The sequence below is a fragment of the Arsukibacterium sp. genome (assembly GCF_041616895.1).
In the GTDB taxonomy this organism is placed as follows: Bacteria; Pseudomonadota; Gammaproteobacteria; order Enterobacterales; family Alteromonadaceae; genus Alishewanella.
The window spans coordinates 1-21,015 of sequence record NZ_JBFJPY010000019.1; the positions used below are offsets into that span (position 1 = coordinate 1).

The window sequence follows — 21,015 nt, forward strand, 5'->3', positions numbered from 1 at the left end:
GTAACAACAGCCATACCAGATAGACGGCGTTGTCCTGCCACAGATCACCGGCAAATTGCCCGGTATCTTCAGCTGGTCGCTCAGTCGGGCTGTTAATTGTGGCGAGCAGAGTGGCGATATCGCTGTTGGTACTGCCAGCAACGGCAAAATTGCCGCGGCCCTTGCGTGCAAGTGCTGCCAGTTGCGACAACGGGACTTTAGGGATCACTACCGCGCCGCGGGCGTCCTTTAGCAGCTGGCCGTCTTCAAGTTGCACCGGGGCACCTTGTTCGGTACCAAATGCCAGGACTGATAGGCGGTGCGGCCAGTTATCTAACCGCGTCATAATAGGCTGGTAGTCTGCAGCACTAAAGCCATCGGTAAACAGCACGACATCGCCGCGAATATGGCCGGCCTGACGCAGCAGACTATCGGCCATCTGTAGCGCCGCTTCAATATTAGATCCCTGCACCGGCATTAATTCGGGTTTGAGCTCATTGAGCAGCAGCCGGACATTGTTGAAATCGGGCGTTAGCGGCGAAATAACGAAGGCATCCCCTGCAAAACTAATCAGGGCCAGCTCACCCTCAGCCAGATCATCGATAAAATCCAGCGCTTTAAATCGTTGCTGACTGACCCTGTCAGGCGACATATCCGTAGCGCGCATCGACATAGACATATCGACAATCATTACAGTGGCTTTGTTAAGGCTAAACGCCGGTTGTGGTTGCTTGTGCCAGCTGGGCCCGGCCAGGGCCAGGGTGCTCAGTAGCCAGCACATAAACAAGATTGGCAGCGCCAGGGGGTTACGTTTGCTTACCTGCGAGCCACTTAGCATCATTTGTTGTAAATGCGGGGCAATAACGCGTTGCCAGGCACTGCGTTGTTGTCGGTAGCTGAGCAACAGCAGCCACAGCACAACTGCAGGCAGCAGTGCCAGCAGCCACCAGGGTCGCAACAGATGGAAATCAGCGAGCAGGTTCATACAGCCTCCGCCAGTTAATACGCCGGACTGCCAGCATAAAAGAGAGCAGTAATGCCACCGCAAGTGGCCAGTGCAGCAGGCTGCGCTGTGGCCGGTAAGTCAGGTTATCGCGGCTGATGGGTTCCAGTTGATCTAGTAACTGATAAATCTGCGCCAGTTCACCGAGACTGCGTGCCCGAAAATATCGGCCGCCTGTTTCACTGGCAATCTGGTTTAGTAATTGCTCATCCAGATCCTGCGATGGGTTTACGGTGCGCCGGCCAAAAATGGTCTGCTGTACCATTTGTTCAGCACCCACGCCAACGGTATAAATTTTAATACCGGCCGCTTTCGCCAATGCCAGGGCTTCCAGCGGCTGAATATTACCGGCGTTGTTGGCACCATCACTTAGCAGGACCAACACTTTATTGCTGGTTTCATATTCATTTAAGCGTTTCACGGCCAGGCCAATTGCTTCACCAATAGCGGTGCGCTGGCCAACCAGCTTTAACTGACTGTCATCTAAAAAAGTCTGGACTGTGGCAAGATCATAAGTTAGTGGCGTTTGCTGATACGCTGCGTCGGCAAATAATATTAAACCCAGGCGATCTCCCTTACGTTGCACAATAAAATCCCCAACGACCCGTTTTACTGCCGCTAAGCGATTCATAGCCTGACCATCCAGCACCATGTCACTCATGTCCATCGAGCCGGATAAATCTATGGCCAGCATCAGATCACGGCCTTGCTGAGGCAGGGTAACCGGTTCGCCCAGCCAACGAGGCTGACACGCCGCCAGCACCAGCATCAGCCAGATCAACGCCTGCGGTAAACTGGCAAAATGGCGTTTTAAGCCCGGCCGGGGTTGCTGTTTCGCCGCTACTCTGGCCAGAGCGGGTAATGTCAGGGCATCGCCACTGTCCTGGCGGCGGTTCTTAAAGAACAAAGGCACAATTAGCAGTATTATCAGCCAGGGATACGTTAGCTCAAACATCAGCTTGCTCCTCTGATCCAATATGCTGTGGGCTGCTCATCAGGCTTTTGGGGGCAAAGCTACGCAGCCAGCTCTCGGCGAACTGATAGAATTGCCGGCGATGCTCTGGGTTGACCTCGGCGTGATAAAGCAGCGCGTTCAGATCGGGCAGGGGCGTTGCAGGCAGGTGTTGTTGTAAAAAACTTTGCCATTGATCAGTGCTGGCTGTCAGCATAGGGTGAGCCGGGGCATAATGCTTAACGAGCCGCTTTAGCAGCTGGTTAATTTGACTGGTGGCCTCAGGCTCCAACTGGTTAAACAGGGTTATTGCCTGGCGCTTGGCACCTAAAAAGCGCCAGCGCTTGTACAGCAGCCAGCCGACATAGATGAACGCAATTATAACTAGCGTCAGCAAAATATAGACGCCGGGTGGTATTTGCCAGGCAAGCTGATAGCTGGGCTCAGCAATATCTACCAGCTGCTCGCGTAATTGTTGCTTAGCGGCCATAATGAATTTGCTCCAACTGACGGATAACAGGTTCGGCTGCGCTGATGTCTAACCATTTACAGCCTAGTTGCGCCAGCGAGGTTGCCAGTTGTTGTTGTTGTTGCTGTTGCTGTTGCTGGTAACGTAGTCGTAAACTTGCATCTGCCAGTTCAGCATTTACCACCAGTTGTTTATTGCGCACCGCCGCAATGCCATTGGCAGCGTGCGGTATCGCCAGTTCAAGCGGGTCGCTGATTTTACAACAGGTTACCTCGTTGTGCTGGCTAATAGCCCGGATATGTCGCAATGCCTGCTCATCAAGCCGATTAAAGTCCGACAGGATATATACCAGGCTGCCAGGGCGGCTCAGTCGCCGTTGCTGACCCAGGGCCTGCGTCAGGGTTAGGCCATTGGTGTGGGTTGCGCCATGATGACAGTGTTGCAGCGCTTGCAGGTAACGAAGCACCCCATGGCTGCGGCCCTGCGGTTTTAACTCGCGATGGTGCTGATTGCTGAACACCAGCCCGCCGAGTTTATCGCCGTGATCTTTCACATGCCAGGCGATAACGGCCGCCAGATGGGCCGCCTGCACTGATTTAAATAACAAACTGCTGCCAAATCGCATGCTGTCAGTTAAGTCAGTGAGAATAAATACCGGCCGCTCTTTTTCCTCCCTGAATAACTTAGTATGCACTTTGCCACTACGGGCTGTTACCCGCCAATCGATAGTGCGAACATCGTCCCCCGGCTGATAATGCCGTACTTCATCAAACTCCATACCCCGGCCTTTGCTGCGCGCCAGATAGGTACCCGCCAGCTTACTATGGATACTTATGGTGGGTTTGAGGTTCAGCACCTTAGTATGGCGTTGGTACCACAATAATTCGGGCAACCCGACAGAGCTGCCGTCTGCACTTAATTGCTTAAGCCATTCGTTGGCAGAAAACACGGTGTTCATAGGGCTGTTCAGGGTACCGGTACACAGTTAAGGATTTCAGTCAACACATCGTCGGTGGTTACCCCCTCGGCTTCAGCCGTGTAGGTTAAGATCAGCCGATGGCGCAGCGCATTGTGAAACACTGCCTGAATATCGTCCGGGGTAACGAAATCACGGTCTGCCAGCCAGGCTTTCGCCCGTGCACAACGCTCCAGCGCAATGGTCGCTCGCGGGCTTGCGCCATAACTTACCCAGGATACCAGCTTAGGGCTGTATGCTGCGCCGTTGCGGGTGGCCATAATCAGTTGCACGATGTACTCTTCAAGGCTGTCTGCCAGATGCAACTTTAAAATAGCCTGACGGGCACTGAATATGTCAGCCTGACTAATCGCGGCAGGCTGACTTTGGGCTGTGTTAAGGGCTTCGTTACGGGTTAACCTGAGGATTTGACGTTCGGTGTCAGCATCAGGATAGTCAACCTTCAGATGCAACAGAAAACGATCGAGCTGAGCTTCCGGCAACGGATAAGTGCCTTCCTGCTCCAGCGGGTTTTGGGTGGCCATGACCAGAAATAACTCAGGTAATTTGTAAGTGGTACGGCCAACAGTAATTTGTTTTTCTGCCATTGCTTCCAGCAATGCTGATTGCACCTTAGCGGGGGCCCGGTTAATTTCATCAGCCAGAATAATATGATGAAACAGCGGCCCTGACTGGAATTCAAACTGGCCGGTTTCGGGCCGGTAAATATCGGTGCCGGTTAAATCGGCCGGCAGTAAATCCGGGGTGAATTGTACCCGGTGAAACTCTGCCTCTACCCCGTGAGCCAGCGCATTTACTGCCCGGGTTTTTGCCAGGCCTGGTGGGCCCTCTACCAATAAATGACCATTAGCTAGTAAGGCTAATAAAATACCTTCAGTAAGCTCAGGTTGGCCTAATACCTGACTGTCCAGATAGGATTTCAAGGCGGAAAATGCGTTTACCATAGTGTTATAAGTCTTTTGGTTAAAAGTTTCAGTTGTTTTTCGCGCAGTTAGCTATAAAAGCAGCTAGGCTAAGACGTTATAACCTAAATAAGGTTCAGTTTGCATTAAAACAAGTGTTTTAATTCGCCGCAACTGCCGTTACAATCAAAATATACTTACAGGTCAGACCTGTTTTTTTTTCGACAATCCCGGACTAAACCTATCCCGGGCCAAACAAGAGGAAAGCTATGTCAGCGCCTATTAAACTTCATACCCGCAGTGGTGATCGGATAGCGATTGTCTCCGGGTTGCGTACCCCTTTTGCGAAACAAGCGACCGAGCTACACGGTGTTTCGGCGCTGGATTTGGCTAAACTGGTGGTAAATGAACTGCTTATCCGCAGTGAGCTGGATGCTGCTCTGGTGCAGCAGGTGGTGTATGGTCAGGTAGTACAAATGCCGGAAGCACCTAATATTGCACGGGAAATTGTGCTTGGTACCGGAATGGGTGTGCACACTGATGCCTATAGTGTTACCCGTGCTTGTGCTACCAGTTTTCAGTCGGTTGCCAGTGTCGTTGAATCGATGATGGCCGGCACACTCGAGATCGCTATTGCCGGCGGTGCCGATTCCAGTTCTGTGCTGCCTATCGGCGTTAGTAAAAAGCTGGCGCGTGCATTGGTTGATATGAACAAAGCGAAAACCTTTGGCCAAAAACTCAGTATTTTACGTCGCCTGGGATTAAAGGATCTGATGCCGGTACCTCCGGCGGTAGCTGAGTACAGTACGGGCTTGTCGATGGGTGATACCGCAGAGCAAATGGCTAAAACCCATGGCATTAGCCGCGCCGCGCAAGACGAATTAGCCCATCGCTCCCATAGCCTGGCAGCAAAAGCCTGGCAAAATGGTTTAATGGCCAGTGAAGTGATGACGGCGCATGTTGAGCCTTATCGCAAATTTCTGGATATCGACAATAACATTCGGATGGACTCCAAACTGGAGTCTTACGCCAAGCTGCGTCCGGTATTCGACCGCAATCACGGTACCGTTACCGCCGCAACCAGCACGCCGCTGACCGACGGCGCCTCAGCAGTATTAATGATGACAGAAAGTCGTGCTAAAGCTTTAGGTTACAAACCATTGGGTTATATTCGTAGCTACGCGTTTTCTGCTATCGGCGTACATGAAGATATGCTGATGGGACCGTCTTACGCAACGCCTATTGCACTGGATAGAGCAGGTATGACCTTGAATGATCTGACGTTAATTGAAATGCATGAAGCCTTCGCCGCCCAGGCTCTGGCGAACGTTAAGATGTTTGCCAGCCGCAAATTTGCTGAAGAAAAGCTTGGCCGCAGTGAAGCCATTGGCGAGATTGATATGGACAAATTTAATGTCAATGGCGGCTCACTGGCTTACGGCCATCCGTTTGCAGCCACCGGAACCCGCTTAATAGTACAAACCTTAAATGAGCTGCAGCGTCGCGGCGGCGGAGTAGGCTTAACCACAGCGTGTGCAGCGGGTGGTTTAGGTGCTGCCATGATAGTGGAGACTGAATAATGACCAAGCAACAACAAAACAGCTTTAGCCTGGCGCTGCGGGATGACCATGTTGCCGTGATCACAATGGATATTCCTGGCGAGAGCATGAATGTGCTTAAAGCGTCTTTTGCCGATGAGATTGATGCCATTCTGAACACACTGCAAAACGACAATAGTGCCAAAGGCGTGGTTATCATCAGCGGTAAAAAAGATTCGTTTATTGCCGGGGCCGATATTTCTATGCTGGATAGCTGTGAGAGTGCAGAGCAGGCCGAAGATATCGCCCGTATGGGCCAGCAAATGTTTGACCGGCTGGAACAGATGAAAATTCCGGTTGTGGCGGCGATTAATGGCCCTTGTCTGGGCGGTGGTTTGGAACTGGCAATGGCGTGTCACTCGCGGATAGCAACGGATTCAGGAAAAACCGTACTGGGTTTGCCCGAAGTACAGCTGGGTTTGCTGCCTGGTAGTGGCGGCACACAACGCTTGCCGCGGTTGGTTGGGGTGCAAAAAGCACTGGATATGATGCTAACCGGCAAGCAATTGCGGGCGGTGCAGGCTAAAAAAGCTGGCTTAGTTGACGAAGTGGTTCCGGTTAGTATTTTGCTGGAAGCGGCTGTGAAGCGGGCATTGCAGGGCAAAACTAAAACCGCAGCAAAAAGCAAAGGGATGCTGGCAAAATTGCTGGAAAACACAGGGCCAGGGCGCAATATATTGTTTTCGCAGGCACTGAAGCAAACGCTGAAGAAAACTCAGGGTAACTATCCGGCACCGGTACGAATTATTGAAGTAGTGCGCAAAGGGCAGGACGGCGGTTATGCGGCCGGGCTTAACGCTGAAGCCAAAGCCTTTGGCCAGTTATGTATGACCAAAGAGTCGGCGGCGCTTCGCAGTTTGTTTTTTGCAACCACCCAGATGAAAAAAGAAACCGGGGCTGGCAAAACCCAGCCGCAAAAGGTTAATAAAGCTGCCGTGCTCGGTGGTGGTCTGATGGGCGGTGGTATTGCTAACGTCAGCAGTACCAAAGCGGGTGTGCCGGTGCGAATTAAAGACATTAATGAGCAGGGCATCAGTAATGCCCTTAAATACAGTTATGATTTACTGCAAAAGAAATTTAAACGTCGTTTTATCAGCAAAGCAGAAATGCAGAAGCAACTACTATTGCTGACGGGCAGCACGGATTACAGTGGTTTTCATGATGTTGACTTAGTGATTGAAGCGGTATTTGAAGACTTGGATTTAAAACAAAAAATGGTTGCAGATATAGAAGAACACTGCGCAGAACATACCATTTTTGCCAGTAATACCAGCTCGCTGCCTATTGCTCAGATTGCGGCAAAGGCGGCACGGCCAGAGAACGTCATTGGTCTGCATTATTTTTCTCCGGTAGACAAAATGCCATTGGTTGAGGTTATTGCCCACGCCAAAACATCTGATCAGACGATTGCCACGACGGTGGCGTTTGCCCGTAAGCAAGGCAAAACACCGATTGTGGTAAAAGACGGCGCCGGATTTTATGTTAATCGGATCCTGGCGTTGTATATGAATGAGGCGGCTAATCTGTTGTTGGCGGGAGAGCCGATAGAAAAAATAGACAAAGCCCTGGTCAAATTCGGTTTTCCTGTGGGGCCGATGACGCTGCTAGATGAAGTGGGTATAGATGTTGGCGCGAAAATCTCTCCTATTCTGACCGAGCAATTAGGTGAACGCTTTGCTGCTCCCGCCGCTTTTGACAAGTTATTGGCAGATGGCCGCAAAGGTAAGAAGTCTGCCAAAGGTTTTTATCAGTATGGTAAAAACGAGAAAAAAGGGTCGAAAACGGTCGATAGCAGCGTGTATAACGTGCTGGGCGTGACCCCGGCCGGCACTTTGAGTGCTGATGTAATTGCCAGACGTTGTACCGTGCAAATGCTGAATGAGGCTGTGCGTTGTCTGGATGAGGGGGTAATTGCCTCAGCACGTGACGGTGACATTGGTGCTATTTTTGGTATCGGTTTTCCGCCGTTTTTAGGTGGGCCATTCCGATATATCGATACCTTGGGGGTGACAAACCTGGTGGCCAGCCTGCGCCAGTTTGAAGCTGAGCATGGAGAGCGTTTTGCCCCCTGCAGTCGCTTACTAACCATGGCAGAACAGGGCAGCCGTTTTTATCCGTAGCGATTGCAAAAAATCAACTAACGCTTAACAGTCAACAACAGTCGCAGCCGGTATAATAGCGGGCTGCGGCGATAACCTAGTAGTGGAGATGTGGTAGTGTTATTAGTACCTGTAGTATGGTTGATGGTAGCCCTCGGGGTTTATATTGCAGCGCTGCGCAGTGGCATGCAGGCTTTGCAATGGGCTCTGGCAGCCCTGTTTACCGGTCCTTTTTTATTACCTTTGTTTAACAGCCATAAGCGGTTGTTACTTTGTAAAATGCGTGGCAAGAATAGCAGTTTGTTCCGGCCTTAAGCGGCTATACCGCTGATGTGCCGGCGTAATTGCTGAATAATGTCTCTTAACAACGGCTCGTTAGTTGCCTGATGCAGCGTTGCCGCAAATAATTCTCTACTCATCTGTGGCGCATCGTCTACTGTTTTAAGGCTATTATTCTTTAACAATGGCTGCACCATAACCTGTGGCAGATAAGCTGTTGCAGCGCTGTTTAGCAGCATTGCCAGCGCAATTTTCGCGCTGCCGGTGCGTAACATGGGTGGTGGCATATCAGCGAAGTGTTTAGCGTGCTGAATATCGAATGACGTACCCCAGTCCATCAAAATATAGTGCTGCGCCATAGCACTGGCGCAGGCGTTGTGCTCGCCACTGGTTACGGCAACAAGTTTAATGTCATCAAGCTTTTCAACCTGAATTTCATCTACTTTAGGTGGGTCAAATACCACGGCGAGGTCTAGATTACGCTCCAGCAGTAAGCGGCCTATCTGCTCCGTACCCAGAGACTCTGCACGCCAGGCAAGCTGAGGATAATGTTGCTGCACCTCAATAAACCCCGGAAGCAAAAAGCTGTCCCATACGTTGGCGGTAGCGGCAATTGACAGTTGTTGTGCTTGTTTATTGCTTAATGCAACCTCTTGTTTAGCGCGTTGTAATGCGGTTAGCATCGCCTGTGCATGAGGGAGCAATCGATCTCCGGCAGCGGTAAGCTGAATATTATTCCGGTAACGGCTAAACAAATTAACGCCAAGCTGTTGTTCTAACTGTCTGATCCGAAAACTCACGGCAGACTGGGTTAAATAAAGGTTTTCAGCCGCCTTGCCAAAATGGCGGGTACGTTGCACTTCCAGAAAGGTCTTTAGCAGTTCAGTATCCAAGAATTAGCCTTAAAGTTATTTATCGTGTCAATAAAAAATTTTTGTTTTACGACAGGAATATTGTTAACCATACTCCGCACAGTTTAAACAGGCTGGCTTTATATTCAACGACATTAGAGGAAAAAAGTGATGCAGCAAAGTTTTGTCGCTACTCGTCGCTTTTTCGATGACCGCAATTTCCCTCGCGGGTTTACGCGGTCCGGGCGCTTTACTCTGGCAGAAGGTAATTTGCTAGAAAAACATGGTTTCGCGATGCAACAGCTGGAGCAGGGTGCACGTGAGCCGGTAAACGAGGAAGAGCAGCGCTTCATTCTGGTTTGCCGGGGCGAAGCAGAAGCGAGCTCCGCCTATGAAAAAACCTGGATTAAATACAAGCAACGCCTGAACGAAAAGCGAAAGTTTCATACCGTTTTTGGTAAAAAACGTATTGCAGACGGCGCGGACGATTTTTCGTACGTAGAAACCGACTCTGATTAAAGCCCTGCGGGGCTTTTTTTATAGCGGGTAGCCAGCAACGACAATTAACCTGGAATAGCTGACAACCGGGGGCGTTGTTTTTGTGCAGATAAAAATGCGGCAAAATCTCCGGCCGACAATGGTTTACTATAATAAAACCCCTGAATCGTCTCACAACGTAACTTTCGCAGCATATCCAGCTGGTCTTTCGTTTCAACACCTTCGGCTACCACATTTAAACTTAAATTGTGGGCAATGGTAACAATGGTATCAACCATATTCCTGCCTCTGGCATTATCCATATCATCGATAAACGCTTTGTCAATTTTCAAGGTATTTAATGGAAATTGTTTCAAATAGGCCAGGGAAGAGTAGCCCGTCCCAAAGTCATCCATCGCCAGATGGATACCCCGGGCCCGTAGTTTTTTCATCATGTCGATTGCCAGTTTGGGCGACTGCATAACGGTGCCTTCGGTGATTTCAAGCTCCAGATGATAGGAAGGCAGTTCACATTGTTCCAGTATATCGTCGATTTGTTGGCACAGATTAGGCAGCATAAATTGCTTGGCAGATAAATTGACAGCAACCCGGCCCTGAAACAAGCCAAGTGCCAGCCACTTTTTAACATCAGCACAGGCTTTACGAAGCACGACAGCGCCGATTTCAACAATTTGTCCGGTTTCTTCGGCTACCGGAATAAAACTGGCAGGGCTAACCAGGCCGCCCTTGGGCGTGATAAAACGTACCAGCGCTTCCATACCGACGATGTTGCCGGTAATAATGTCCATTTTTGGCTGATAATACACACTAAAATAATCTTCTTTTAAACCGTAACGAATTAAATTTTCAACCTGCAACCGCTTTACTGCTTGCTTGTTCATACTGTCATTAAAAAACAGATAACGGTTGGCGCCGTCATTTTTGGCATGATACATGGCCGTATCGGCGTTACGAAGTAGTGCCTGAGGGTCGTTACCGTCATCCGGATACAGCACAATACCAATACTGCTGGTAACAGCAAGTTCATGCTGACTGATAAAGAATGGCCGGTTAATTTGCTCCAGCAAGCCTTTGGCCATAGAGGTGATAGAATGAATGTCATTGGTGTCGTTGAGCAACACGGCAAATTCGTCGCCGCCCAACCGGTACAGTTTATTCAGGTACCTTGGGTCGCTGTGCAGTCGTTGAGCCAACTTACATAGCAGGGCATCACCCAGCTCATGGCCGAGCGAGTCATTAATTTTTTTGAAATTATCTAAATCGAATACCAGTAACGCATGAACGGCATCAACGGTGACTAAACTGGCAAGTTTTGCCATAAAGACTGCCCGGTTTGGCAAACCGGTCAGGGTATCGTTGTTTGCCAGCCGGTTTAGTTCTGCATCACGCAACTTCCGCTCAGTAATATCCGATAACACGCCAACATATTGCTGTGGGTTATCTTCCTGATCTTTAATAACATCAAACGTCAGTTCTGCCTGATAGATGTCACCATTGTCTTTCTGTTCGCGTATTTCGCCACTCCAACGGCCATGCTTTGCCAGTTGTAGCTGAATGTCCTGCATAAAACGACTGGGGTACAGCGACAGTTCAAAACGGCTGTGAATGACTTCATCGCGATGTTTGCCGGTAATATTGCTAAAGGCTGGGTTAACTTCAATAACATTGAACTGGGTATCACACACTAACACCGCATCAGAAATATTTTCAAGACAGCGGGCAAACAACTGCATTCTGCCTTCAGCTTCTTTTAACTGATGAATGTTCTTCAGGGTGCCAGTCATCCTCGCTGGACTGCCGTTACTGGCGTACGCCACAACTTTGCCACGGTCCAGTACCCAAATGTACAGGCCCTCAGCGGTACGCAAGCGGTATGTTGCTTCAAAAAAGGCACTGCCACCACTAAGGTGGTGGTTAAGGAGGTTGATGACCCGGTCTAAATCCTGAGGGTGGATCTGCAGTTTATTTGGTGGAAAGTCGTGTGTTTCAGGTTTTAATTCGACCGGCTTTAACCAGGAACTTGAGCGATATAATTCTCCGGTATGGATCCGCCAGTCCCAGAGTTCATCACCGCTACCCCACAATGACAAGCGTAAGCGCTCTTCACTTTTTGCCAGCCGTTTGTGATAACGCCGCATTTTAACGATGCTGGCATGAGCCAGCAATAACGCAGCACAGGCAAAAAATAATACGGCTGAAAACAGATAAGGCTGCACGCTGTCCCAGCTGAGGGCATGAAGCCCCCAAGGATAAACAGCTAACAGTACTAAAGAAGTTTTAGCACAACAGAAGTGACGTTTGCCCACGTATTACAACATTTTTATTGTTATTGCGCTTACGGTAACCAAGTTTAGGAACAGTGTCAAAATCAATTTACGTTCCCGCAATTTTTTGTCTGAGCTCAGCCCGGCTCATTGACCTGATATAGCCGTGTTGATCGTTAGGTCCGGAAGCCAGAATAAGCACATCATAGTTATCAGCCAACAATTCGCTGAGTAAATCGATGAAATGTTTTTTGTCCATTTCAGCCAATGCAGCAATAATTCTGCTGGTTAGATCAAACTGGGTATCATCTTGACCCAGTGCCAGCCATAGCCGCTTAGCGCGGGACCCCAGGCTGCTGTCACGTTCAGCAAGTTGGGCCGTTAAGCCGTGTTTTAAATCAACAAAGTTTTCTTCTGGCATGTCTTTAATTTGTTCCAGAAACTCCCGAAAGAACGCCACTGTTGCCTGATAAAGCGCACTGCAATCAAAATTAGGGGACTGAATATAAAATGCCATACCCGGCAGGGTATTAATAGGTACATAGCCGGTGCCAACTAAGTAACCCATTTGTTGTTCAGTTCGCAACTGGTGAAAATAATGGGGAGACATCAGGTGATTAGCCAGCATAAACAACGCCATTTGTGCGGCAGACGCCTGTTTACCTGTCAGGTACACCACCAGCGCATTATCGCCACTTTCGGTTTCTGTTTGCATCCAGACTGGCCCTAAGCCGGCAATACTATTGGTTACCGGCGCAATTTTACTGCCAACACTATGTTGCTGGCTTTGCCATTTTGTCAGCATCTGCTGCAGCTCTTCGGCATTATTGTGAGTCCAGTTACCGACAAGTAGGGCTTCTAAATGAACATTATCCAGCAAATGCGTTGAAAACTGGCAGAACTGGCTAAACGTCAGTTGTTCCAGTTCAGTAATTAATATCTCAATTTCCGGATTAAGAGGCTGCAACAAGGCGGATAATTGGCTGAACAAGCGGGCTACTGGCTTACTTTTGCTACTATTACCCCAGTGTCGGCACAGTTGTTGTTTAATCTCATTAAAACGAAGTTCTGAGAATTCAGTGTGGTTTATTTGCTGCAAAATATTTTGTAGCAGCTGGATTTGATTGGCTGCCAGTCCCGAGATATGGATGCTGACACCTTGCTTCTGGACGTGCAGGTTATAGCTAAGGCCAGCCGTCGTGGCATTATAAAACTGCTGATTAATATGATCCTGGAACAACTCCAGCCATAACCTGCTGGTTGCCAGTTGATGATTATCGGCAATACTCTGCGGCAAACTGAGTTGCAAAAATATATGGCCTTTAGGCGTGTTAAATTCAGTATCCGCTTTGTGCCAGACGCTTAACCCCGGCGTACTGCAGATCTGCTGCGGTATGGCCATGTGCTGATTTTTTTCCAGTAAGCTAAGTTGCTCCGTCAAATACGGGTTGGTGCAAGGGAGAGTAATTTCAGCAACCGGTCCTGTTGTTTGCAAGGTGTGCAGGAGTTTGTCACTTAACCGGGTGACGGAATAGGGCGTGTTATACCATTTTGCTTCTAACAGCACCGGCACGTCAGGAGCAATTAGCATTACCCGCATATTGTCCGGCCTGAACCAGCTTAGCAGTTGCTGATAAAGCGCTTCAGCAGGCAACTCCATTCTGTAGTCACCAAAAATCGTATCTTCAACAGGATAGTGCTGTAAATTAACTGATAATTGACTGGCCGTTTGCAAGGCGTCAGCAGGCTCCTGATAAATAAATGACCAGTGCAGTAACTTCTGCCGCTCATTAAATAAACTGTAGGGCAGAGGGTGCAGTTTAATGGTGGCCAGCGCACTATAAAGAGCTTTCAATACTGCTTCAATATTCGCTCTGCCGGCGCGGGTCAGTTCAAAAGACACGGTGAAATCTTTATAGTTACTGCCATCAATACCGCCACCCGCGCTTAACTGGTTAACCAAACCGGCATCTCTCAGGTAACTCAGCAACGAACCATCGCCTTCATCGCCCAGAAGAGAAGCCAGAAAGCTGACGATTTTATGAGGATACCAGGGTTGGATGTCCGGCAGCGCAAAACTGGCTACCAGCCTGTCGGAATCTTTGTGTGGTTGAATATTCAATAAAATGCTCTGATGCTCAGCGTTATACAGCGGCACGCTCAATGGTGCTTTTGCCGGCAGTTCTGCGGGCAAACCAGCAAAGTTGTCAGATACCCATTGTGCCATGGTTAGTAATGGTGTTGGAGAAACCAGACACAAACTCATTCTGCTGGCACTGTATTGTTGCTGATAAAACAGGATCAGTGCATCACGTAGTGTTTGATCCGCTTTATCATTTAGCGTATTAAGATTACCCACTGAGAATTTGGCGAAAGGATGATCCTGATTAATGGTTTCTTTATGAACCTGATAGATGCGGCGGCTGTCATCTTTTAACTTTAATGAATATTCTGCTTCAATGGCGTGACGCTCTTTCTCAACATAGGCTGCAGAAAATAGCGGCCTGCAAAACATATCCGAAAAACGGGCAACAGCTTGCTGTAGTTGTGGTGTGTCAATATCAAAGTAAAAATGACTGTGCTCAGTGCCAGTCCATGCATTATGACTGCCACCGTACTGACTGATAAATTGCTGATATTCACCCGCTGCCGGAAAATTTTCTGAACCAAGAAAAAGCATATGTTCCAAAAAATGGGCCATGCCCTGATAATCTGCCGGATCATCAAAATGGCCAACATTCACCGTCAATGCCGCAGCACTTTTTTCAGCATTTTTATCCTGAACTAACAAAACAGTTAGACCATTGTCGAGTGTCAGGTGTTGATAGACTCTGTTATCGTTGGGGCTTTGCTTTATATGTACTTTTTCCAAAAATAGTCCTATGTCGGTATGGTAGTACTACAAAATTGCCGATTTTTGATAGCTTTTAGTAATAAACAGACGTTATGTTATGCGTTAATAGCAGTTACGTTAACGCCGTACTTTCTTTATCATAGCGCACAATTTTTGCCCAGCGTATGCTTTTTAACAATGGCAAACAAAAACTCACTGACTAAGTAGTACGGTATCAATATAAATGGTTAACATTGTTATTATGCGCCACGGTGAAGCAGAGCCGTTGACAGAACTGGATAGTCAGCGGCAACTTACTGCGATGGGCAGGCGTGAGTCATTGCAAATGGCGCAGTGGCTGCAAAATTGCTATCAACCCTTTACTCATATCTGGCTTAGTCCTTATTTACGCACAGTACAGACTGCTGAAATTATGTTGAGTAAGCAGGGAGCTGACTGTCAGTTGACAACTCAAAGTCAGCTTGTGCCAGATGGCAGTGCCGGCCGGATGCTGACTGTTATTGACGCCACGCTGGCTGAGCAACCAGATGCCCGTATTTTGCTGGTATCGCACATGCCTCTGGTAAGTTTTCTGGTAGAGGCGCTGACTCAGCCGGGACAAACACCGGTGTTTAATACGGCGTCTTTGTGCTGTATCGATTACCAGCCAGCGAAGGGCGGTCGCTTACTGGAAAAAGTGGCGCCGCATGATCTGGCGTTATTATCCAGCTAAAGATTGTTACTGGCGCTGCTCATCGTCGGGCTGATTAATTTTAAGTAACAGAAACAAGGCACCGTGCTTGCCCCAGCTTTTGGGAGCCGTATGGAACGCCCTTACGTTAGGATGCTGGATCAGCCAGTTTGGCACTTTGCGCGCCAGTATTCCCAGGCCTTTGCCATGCACTACGCAGGCACAGTTAAACTGCTGCTGCTGACAGTATGCCAATAATCCTGCCAGTTCGGTTTTTGCCTGAAGCTGGGTTAACCCATGCAAATCCAGTATAACCTGCGGTTGAAACTCGGCACGCTTGAGCCGGCCAGCCAGTCTTGGGTCGTCACCTTGCTGCACATACGACAGTGAGCCACCGTCAGTAACAAACCCTTCGTAACCATCAGAGAAAAAGAACAGGTTCTGCTCATTTTGACTGAATGTCGTGGTAGGTCGGGCTTTTTTCTTGCTGGCTCTGCTAACTGGGGCTATCTTGTCTTGCAACAGCGGGCGCGCGCCCGTAACCGACTGGCGGAAAAGATCGCTGTCTTCGGCAGATAAACGGGCTTGAGGAGAAAGCTTCTTTCGTTGCATCGCGCAAGTCTATACAATCTGCCCATTTTTTACAAAGAGCAAATACTGAGATGGTCGAATTAAACCCAATGTTTTCAGAATCTGATGTTAATGAGGCGCTTGAGGCGTTAATTACCGTGCATGACTGGCTGCGGTTTGCAGTGAGTCGTTTTAATGAATCCGGCGTATATCTTGGCCATGGCACTGATAACCCGTGGGATGAGGCTGCTGCTCTGTTGGCCCATTGTTTGTTTTTACCACCACTGACCGATGATAAATTGCTAAATGTCAGATTAACTAAACCAGAGCGGCGGGCGTTTATTGATTTACTGTCACAGCGCATTGAGCTGCGCATGCCGGCAGCCTACCTGACCCATCAGGCGTATTTTTGTAACTTACCGTTTTATGTTGATCAACGGGTATTGGTACCACGCTCGCCCATTGCGGAACTGATTAATGAAAAATTCAGTCGATTGCACCTAGCCTCAGCACCAGAGCGGATCCTCGACTTGTGCACTGGCTCAGGCTGTATTGCCATCGCCTGCGCTTATGCCTTTGAGCACGCCCAGATAGATGCCGTTGATATCAGCACCGAAGCGTTAGCCGTGGCTGATATTAATATTAACGAGCACGGTTTATTGGATCGGGTATACCCGATTTTGTCTGATGGCTATGAGGCTCTTTCTGGCCAGCAGTATGATCTTATTGTCACCAACCCGCCTTATGTTGATGCAGAGGATATGGCCGATCTTCCTGAGGAATACCGGCATGAGCCAGAGCTGGGGCTTGCCTCGGGCCATGACGGGCTGGAGTTAACCCGCCGAATTCTGGCTCAGGCTGCGGGCCATTTAACCGAGCAGGGTTATTTAGTTTGTGAAGTCGGCAATAGTATGGTTGAATTGCAAGATAGATATCCAGACGTCCAATTCAACTGGCTTGAATTTACCGCCGGTGGCCTTGGTGTTTTTGCGTTAAGCAAAGCGCAACTGATTGCTTATCAACATTTGTTTGAGGAGAGCTAAATGGCCGGCAACAGCATTGGTCAGTTATTTAAAGTTACCACCTTTGGTGAAAGCCATGGCCCGGCCATCGGTGGTATTGTTGATGGTTGCCCGCCGGGAATGGCGTTAACGGCAGATGATTTACAACAAGACTTAGATCGTCGTAAACCGGGTACCTCGCGCTACACTACGGCCAGGCGCGAAGAGGATCAGGTAAAAATATTATCTGGTGTGTTTGAAGATACCACCACCGGCGCCACTATTGGTTTGTTAATTGAAAATACCGATCAACGCTCGCAAGATTACTCCAACATTAAAGCGGTGTTCCGGCCAGGCCATGCCGACTATACCTACTGGCATAAATTTGGTATTCGCGATTACCGTGGGGGTGGCCGCTCTTCGGCGCGGGAAACGGCAGTGAGAGTCGCAGCGGGTGCCATTGCTAAGAAGTATTTAAAAGCGCATTGCGGCATTGAAATTCGCGGCTACCTGGCGCAGTTAGGGCCGGTAAAAGCGGAAAAACTGATCTGGGATGAAGTTGGTAATAATCCGTTTTTTTGTCCCGATCCGGATAAAATTGCCGCGCTTGATGAATATATGCGCCAGCTGAAAAAAGACGGTGATTCAGTAGGCGCCAGAGTAAATGTGGTGGCAAGCAGCGTACCAGTTGGTCTGGGTGAACCGGTATTTGACCGGCTGGATGCGGATATCGCCCATGCCATGATGAGCATCAATGCGGTCAAGGCGGTTGAGATTGGTGACGGATTTGCGGTAGTAGAACAACGTGGTTCTACGGATCGCGATGAACTGACACCTCAGGGCTTCAGCTCTAATCATGCTGGTGGCACTCTGGGGGGCATCTCTTCAGGGCAGGATATTAAAGTAAGCATCGCGTTAAAACCAACGTCTAGCATCAGTATTCCGGGGAAAAGTATTAATATTGACGGCGAAGTAGTCGATATTGTCACTAAAGGCAGGCACGACCCTTGTGTCGGGATCCGGGCAGTACCCATAGCTGAAGCAATGCTGGCGATTGTATTAATGGACCATTTGTTACGCCATCGGGCGCAAAACGCCGGAGTCAGCGTTACTACCCCTGATATTGCCAGCGCTAACAGATAACGTAATTTCGCTAGTCAGGATTTTATGAGCTTAATGGCTTCAAGGCCAGCCTTAGCGCTGGCCTATTTTACCTATTTCGGTGTGCTGGGTATTTTTGTGCCATATCTGGGTTTGTTTCTGGACGGCCGTGGTTTTGATTCGCGTCAGATAGGTCTGATGCTGGCGATTGTTACCGCCACCCGAATTGTTGGCCCTGCTATCTGGGCTACACTCGCAGAACGCAGTAGTAAACCGCTCAGGGTAATGCAACTTGGCGCCATATTAGCGTGTATAGGTTGGTTCGGAAGTTTTATTGATGGTAGCTTTGGGCTGCTGCTTGCCGCGTTGGCTTTATTCAGCTTCTTCTGGACGGCTATTTTGCCGCAACTGGAAGTTACCGCCTTTTTGTTTTTAAATAATGATACCGAGCAATATAGCCTGATCCGCTCCGCTGGCAGTGTTGGCTATATCGTTTTAGTCATGCTAGGGGGCTGGTTTTATCAGCTGTATGGCAGTGAATTTATGCCTGCTACCGCGCTGGCGTTTTTATTGCTGTTAGTCTTTTGTCTGTTTAATCTGCCGGCTATGACACTTTCACAGGATACCGCCGTTGGCCAATTGTCGTACTGGCAACTGGCTAAAAACAAAGTATTGTGGATTTTTATGGGGGCAGCACTGCTGATGCAGATCAGTTTTGCACCTTTTTACGGCTTTTTTACCTTATATAGCCGTGATTTGGGCTATTCCGGTAGCCAGACGGGTTTATTGATCAGTCTGGCAGTAGCCGCGGAAATTGTGGCTTTTTATTTTGCCGGTCGCATTCTGCGAGACCGCAGCTATCGTCTGCTGCTGGGTATCTGTTATGGGCTAACCGCGATACGCTGGCTGATGGTGGGTTTGCTGGCCCATTCAGCCTGGTGGCTGGCCTTAAGTATGTTGCTGCATGCCGGTAGTTTTGCCATTGCCCACAGTTGCGCCATGCAATTTATTCAGCAAGTATTTCCTAAAGCGCAGCGTGGGCGTGGCCAGGCCATCTATGCCGGGCTAATTTTCGGCGGTGGCGGTGCTATCGGCGCTTATCTGGCCGGGTTAAGCTGGCAAAATGGCAGTGGGGCAGTGCAAACCTTTGTCTTTGCCGCGGGCTTTGCACTGCTGGCCTGCCTGCTGGTGTTAATGTTGCCTAAAAAAATAGCGAATATAGCTTAGCGTAATCGTAACCGTAGTAGGGTGGCTGGTGTATTTTTGTAATAGCAGCATGGATGCTGCGCAGGCTGAAGGGGCACACGGAAGTGCTCCTTCAAGCCGGTGAAGTCAGTATTTCCAGCCATCCTGCGCTGCTGGACCTTCGCAACAATTTAACGGGTCAACCAACTTAGAATGGCTTTAAAAACTTTGCGGTTAAACGGTGGATAAATAAACCGGCCACTATTAAACCGGCCTTTTTTATGGATGGCTTTCTGATGTGAAAACCGCATAAAACCCTCTTTGCCATGATAATTGCCAAGGCCAGACGGACCAATTCCACCAAAGGGTAAATCATCCTGCGCGACGTGAACCAGCGTGTCATTAATACATACTCCACCCACATGAGTCTGCCTGAGTACCTGTTGAACCGTAGCCTTGTCATTGCTCATTAAATACAGCGCCAGCGGTCTTGGCCGCTGCTGAATATACAGCAAAGCGTTATCAAAGGTATCGTAGGGGATTAAGGGCAATAAAGGCCCGAATATTTCCTGCTCCATTAAGTTACTTTTGTCATCAGCACCGATAATTAAATGTAGCGCCAATCGCCGTTTGCTGTTGGTCGCTTCGCTATCTTTGCTGTTGCTATCACGCTGGCCACTACAATCAATTACTGTGGCATCACTTTGAATAGCAAGCTCAAGCATGGCTGTCAGCCGCTGATACTGCGATGTGTTAATGACTGAACTGTAATCAGGGGTAGTCGCAAAGTCAGGATAAAAATCTTTGAATGCCTGACACAGTTCGGTAATCAGCAACTCCAGTTTTGCTTTGGGCACTAAAACATAGTCGGGTGCCACGCAGGTTTGGCCGGCATTGGCGGTTTTACCAAATAGGATACGTTTTGCAATGTGCTTAATTTCGGCGTCTGGCGCAATAAGCACCGGGCTTTTACCGCCAAGCTCCAGCGTGACGGGGGTCAGGTTAGCGGCGGCGGCCTGCATCACTTTTCGACCGACCGCAGTAGAGCCGGTAAATAACAAGTGATCGAACGGCAAGCGGGAAAACGCCGCGGCAATATCGGCATCACCTTCAATAACCATGGCATCAGTGCCAAGTGCCTGCTGACAAATCTGGCTAAGTACCTTATTGGTTGCCGGAGTATATTCCGAGAGCTTTAACATGGCTTTGTTACCGGCAGCAATGGCAGCCATCAGCGGCCCTAAGGCTAAATAAACCGGATAATTCCAGGGCACAATAATGCCAACCACTCCCAAAGGCTGTTGCATTACCCGGTTGCTTGCCGGCATAAAGCTGTAATGAACATGCCGTTTTTCCGGTTTTAACCAGCTTTTCAAGTGCTTCAGGTGATAGTCGATACCGCTTAGTGCCGGCATAATTTCCAGCAAGCGGGTTTCATCGCTGCTGCGGTAGCCAAAATCGCTGCTTGTGGCAGCGCAAAGGGCAGCACTGTGTTGCTCAATGGCCTGGCGCAGCGCCTTTAACTGCTGCTGGCGCTGCGAATACTCTGGATAGGGACACAGATTAAACGCATGTTTTTGTTGCTGAAATTGCAGCTCAAGTGCTGACATGTTTTCCCCTGACAGTGCTAATGCTAAAGCTTAATACAAAAAGTACAGTAATTGGCGGGTTGCTGAACCCTGAGGGTACTCTAAACCAGTTTTGCCGTCTGAACCAGTCAGCAACCTTATCTGCTTGCGGCAGTTTACATGGGCAATACTGGGC

At 49.0% G+C, this 21,015-nt stretch carries 18 protein-coding genes; 8 read left to right on the forward strand and 10 right to left on the reverse strand.

The genetic code is table 11. From position 1 onward, the window contains the following. The 5 genes from ABY802_RS05290 to ABY802_RS05310 form a co-directional block, all read right to left on the reverse strand. A partial coding sequence (locus ABY802_RS05290) for a VWA domain-containing protein (RefSeq protein WP_372625970.1) occupies positions 1–964 on the reverse strand: 964 nt, incomplete at its 3' end. Continuing rightward, positions 948–1,937, reverse strand: coding sequence for a VWA domain-containing protein (locus tag ABY802_RS05295; RefSeq protein ID WP_372625971.1), 990 nt, complete (start codon positions 1,935–1,937; stop codon positions 948–950). The genes ABY802_RS05290 and ABY802_RS05295, both read right to left, overlap by 17 nt. Beyond that, a complete protein-coding gene (locus ABY802_RS05300) occupies positions 1,930–2,424 on the reverse strand; it encodes a DUF4381 domain-containing protein (RefSeq protein ID WP_372625972.1) in 495 nt (164 codons plus the stop codon). Before ABY802_RS05300 ends, ABY802_RS05295 begins: the two co-directional genes overlap by 8 nt. Continuing rightward, complete coding sequence (locus tag ABY802_RS05305; protein ID WP_372625973.1) at positions 2,414–3,361, reverse strand: DUF58 domain-containing protein; 948 nt, start codon at positions 3,359–3,361, stop codon at positions 2,414–2,416. Before ABY802_RS05305 ends, ABY802_RS05300 begins: the two co-directional genes overlap by 11 nt. An 8-nt stretch (positions 3,362–3,369) precedes the next feature. Next, positions 3,370–4,323 carry an AAA family ATPase gene (locus tag ABY802_RS05310; protein ID WP_372625974.1) on the reverse strand — a complete coding sequence of 318 codons (954 nt, stop codon included), beginning with the start codon at positions 4,321–4,323 and terminating at the stop codon, positions 3,370–3,372. A 227-nt stretch (positions 4,324–4,550) separates the two neighbouring features. Here ABY802_RS05310 and fadI point away from each other — a divergent pair, with 227 nt between their 5' ends. The 3 genes from fadI (at position 4,551) to ABY802_RS05325 (ending at position 8,293) form a co-directional block, all read left to right on the forward strand. Further along, the gene (gene fadI / locus ABY802_RS05315) at positions 4,551–5,861 is read left to right on the forward strand and encodes an acetyl-CoA C-acyltransferase FadI (protein WP_372625975.1); all 1,311 of its coding nucleotides are present in this window, start codon (positions 4,551–4,553) and stop codon (positions 5,859–5,861) included. After that, positions 5,861–7,999, forward strand: a complete 2,139-nt coding sequence (fadJ, locus tag ABY802_RS05320) for a fatty acid oxidation complex subunit alpha FadJ (protein WP_372625976.1) — start codon at positions 5,861–5,863, stop codon at positions 7,997–7,999. The genes fadI and fadJ overlap by 1 nt, the downstream gene beginning before the upstream one ends. A gap of 96 nt (positions 8,000–8,095) precedes the next feature. Continuing rightward, positions 8,096–8,293: a hypothetical protein gene (locus tag ABY802_RS05325; protein WP_372625977.1), complete on the forward strand. Its 198-nt coding sequence runs from the start codon at positions 8,096–8,098 to the stop codon at positions 8,291–8,293. Here the strand turns inward: ABY802_RS05325 and hdfR are convergent. Next, entirely contained in the window at positions 8,290–9,150 is an 861-nt protein-coding gene (gene hdfR / locus ABY802_RS05330; RefSeq protein WP_372625978.1) for an HTH-type transcriptional regulator HdfR, read from the reverse strand. The two genes, ABY802_RS05325 and hdfR, sit on opposite strands and share 4 nt — an antisense overlap. Positions 9,151–9,279: 129 nt before the next feature. Here hdfR and maoP point away from each other — a divergent pair, with 129 nt between their 5' ends. Beyond that, entirely contained in the window at positions 9,280–9,627 is a 348-nt protein-coding gene (gene maoP / locus ABY802_RS05335) for a DUF413 domain-containing protein (RefSeq protein ID WP_290610809.1), read from the forward strand. A gap of 44 nt (positions 9,628–9,671) precedes the next feature. Here the strand turns inward: maoP and ABY802_RS05340 are convergent, their stop codons facing one another. Together ABY802_RS05340 and ABY802_RS05345 are read right to left on the reverse strand one after the other, a co-directional pair. Then, entirely contained in the window at positions 9,672–11,822 is a 2,151-nt protein-coding gene (locus ABY802_RS05340) for a putative bifunctional diguanylate cyclase/phosphodiesterase (RefSeq protein WP_372625979.1), read from the reverse strand. 157 nt (positions 11,823–11,979) lie between these two features. Then, positions 11,980–14,742: an insulinase family protein gene (locus ABY802_RS05345; protein ID WP_372625980.1), complete on the reverse strand. Its 2,763-nt coding sequence runs from the start codon at positions 14,740–14,742 to the stop codon at positions 11,980–11,982. A gap of 205 nt (positions 14,743–14,947) precedes the next feature. On the opposite strand from ABY802_RS05345, the gene sixA reads away from it, so the two are divergent. Continuing rightward, a complete protein-coding gene (sixA, locus tag ABY802_RS05350; protein WP_372625981.1) occupies positions 14,948–15,436 on the forward strand; it encodes a phosphohistidine phosphatase SixA in 489 nt (162 codons plus the stop codon). Between the two features lie 6 nt (positions 15,437–15,442). Here the strand turns inward: sixA and smrB are convergent, their stop codons facing one another. After that, complete coding sequence (gene smrB / locus ABY802_RS05355) at positions 15,443–16,006, reverse strand: endonuclease SmrB (RefSeq protein ID WP_372625982.1); 564 nt, start codon at positions 16,004–16,006, stop codon at positions 15,443–15,445. Positions 16,007–16,056: 50 nt separating this feature from the next. Here smrB and prmB point away from each other — a divergent pair, with 50 nt between their 5' ends. The 3 genes from prmB to ABY802_RS05370 are packed head-to-tail and all read left to right on the forward strand — an operon-like array spanning position 16,057 to position 19,293. Continuing rightward, the gene (gene prmB / locus ABY802_RS05360; RefSeq protein WP_372625983.1) at positions 16,057–17,007 is read left to right on the forward strand and encodes a 50S ribosomal protein L3 N(5)-glutamine methyltransferase; all 951 of its coding nucleotides are present in this window, start codon (positions 16,057–16,059) and stop codon (positions 17,005–17,007) included. Further along, a complete protein-coding gene (gene aroC, locus ABY802_RS05365) occupies positions 17,008–18,108 on the forward strand; it encodes a chorismate synthase (RefSeq protein ID WP_372625984.1) in 1,101 nt (366 codons plus the stop codon). Positions 18,109–18,132: 24 nt separating this feature from the next. Continuing rightward, positions 18,133–19,293 carry an MFS transporter gene (locus ABY802_RS05370; RefSeq protein ID WP_372625985.1) on the forward strand — a complete coding sequence of 387 codons (1,161 nt, stop codon included), beginning with the start codon at positions 18,133–18,135 and terminating at the stop codon, positions 19,291–19,293. A 149-nt stretch (positions 19,294–19,442) separates the two neighbouring features. On the opposite strand, the gene ABY802_RS05375 is transcribed toward ABY802_RS05370, so the two are convergent. Further along, the gene (locus ABY802_RS05375; RefSeq protein ID WP_372625986.1) at positions 19,443–20,861 is read right to left on the reverse strand and encodes a coniferyl aldehyde dehydrogenase; all 1,419 of its coding nucleotides are present in this window, start codon (positions 20,859–20,861) and stop codon (positions 19,443–19,445) included. Positions 20,862–21,015 lie beyond the last annotated feature (154 nt).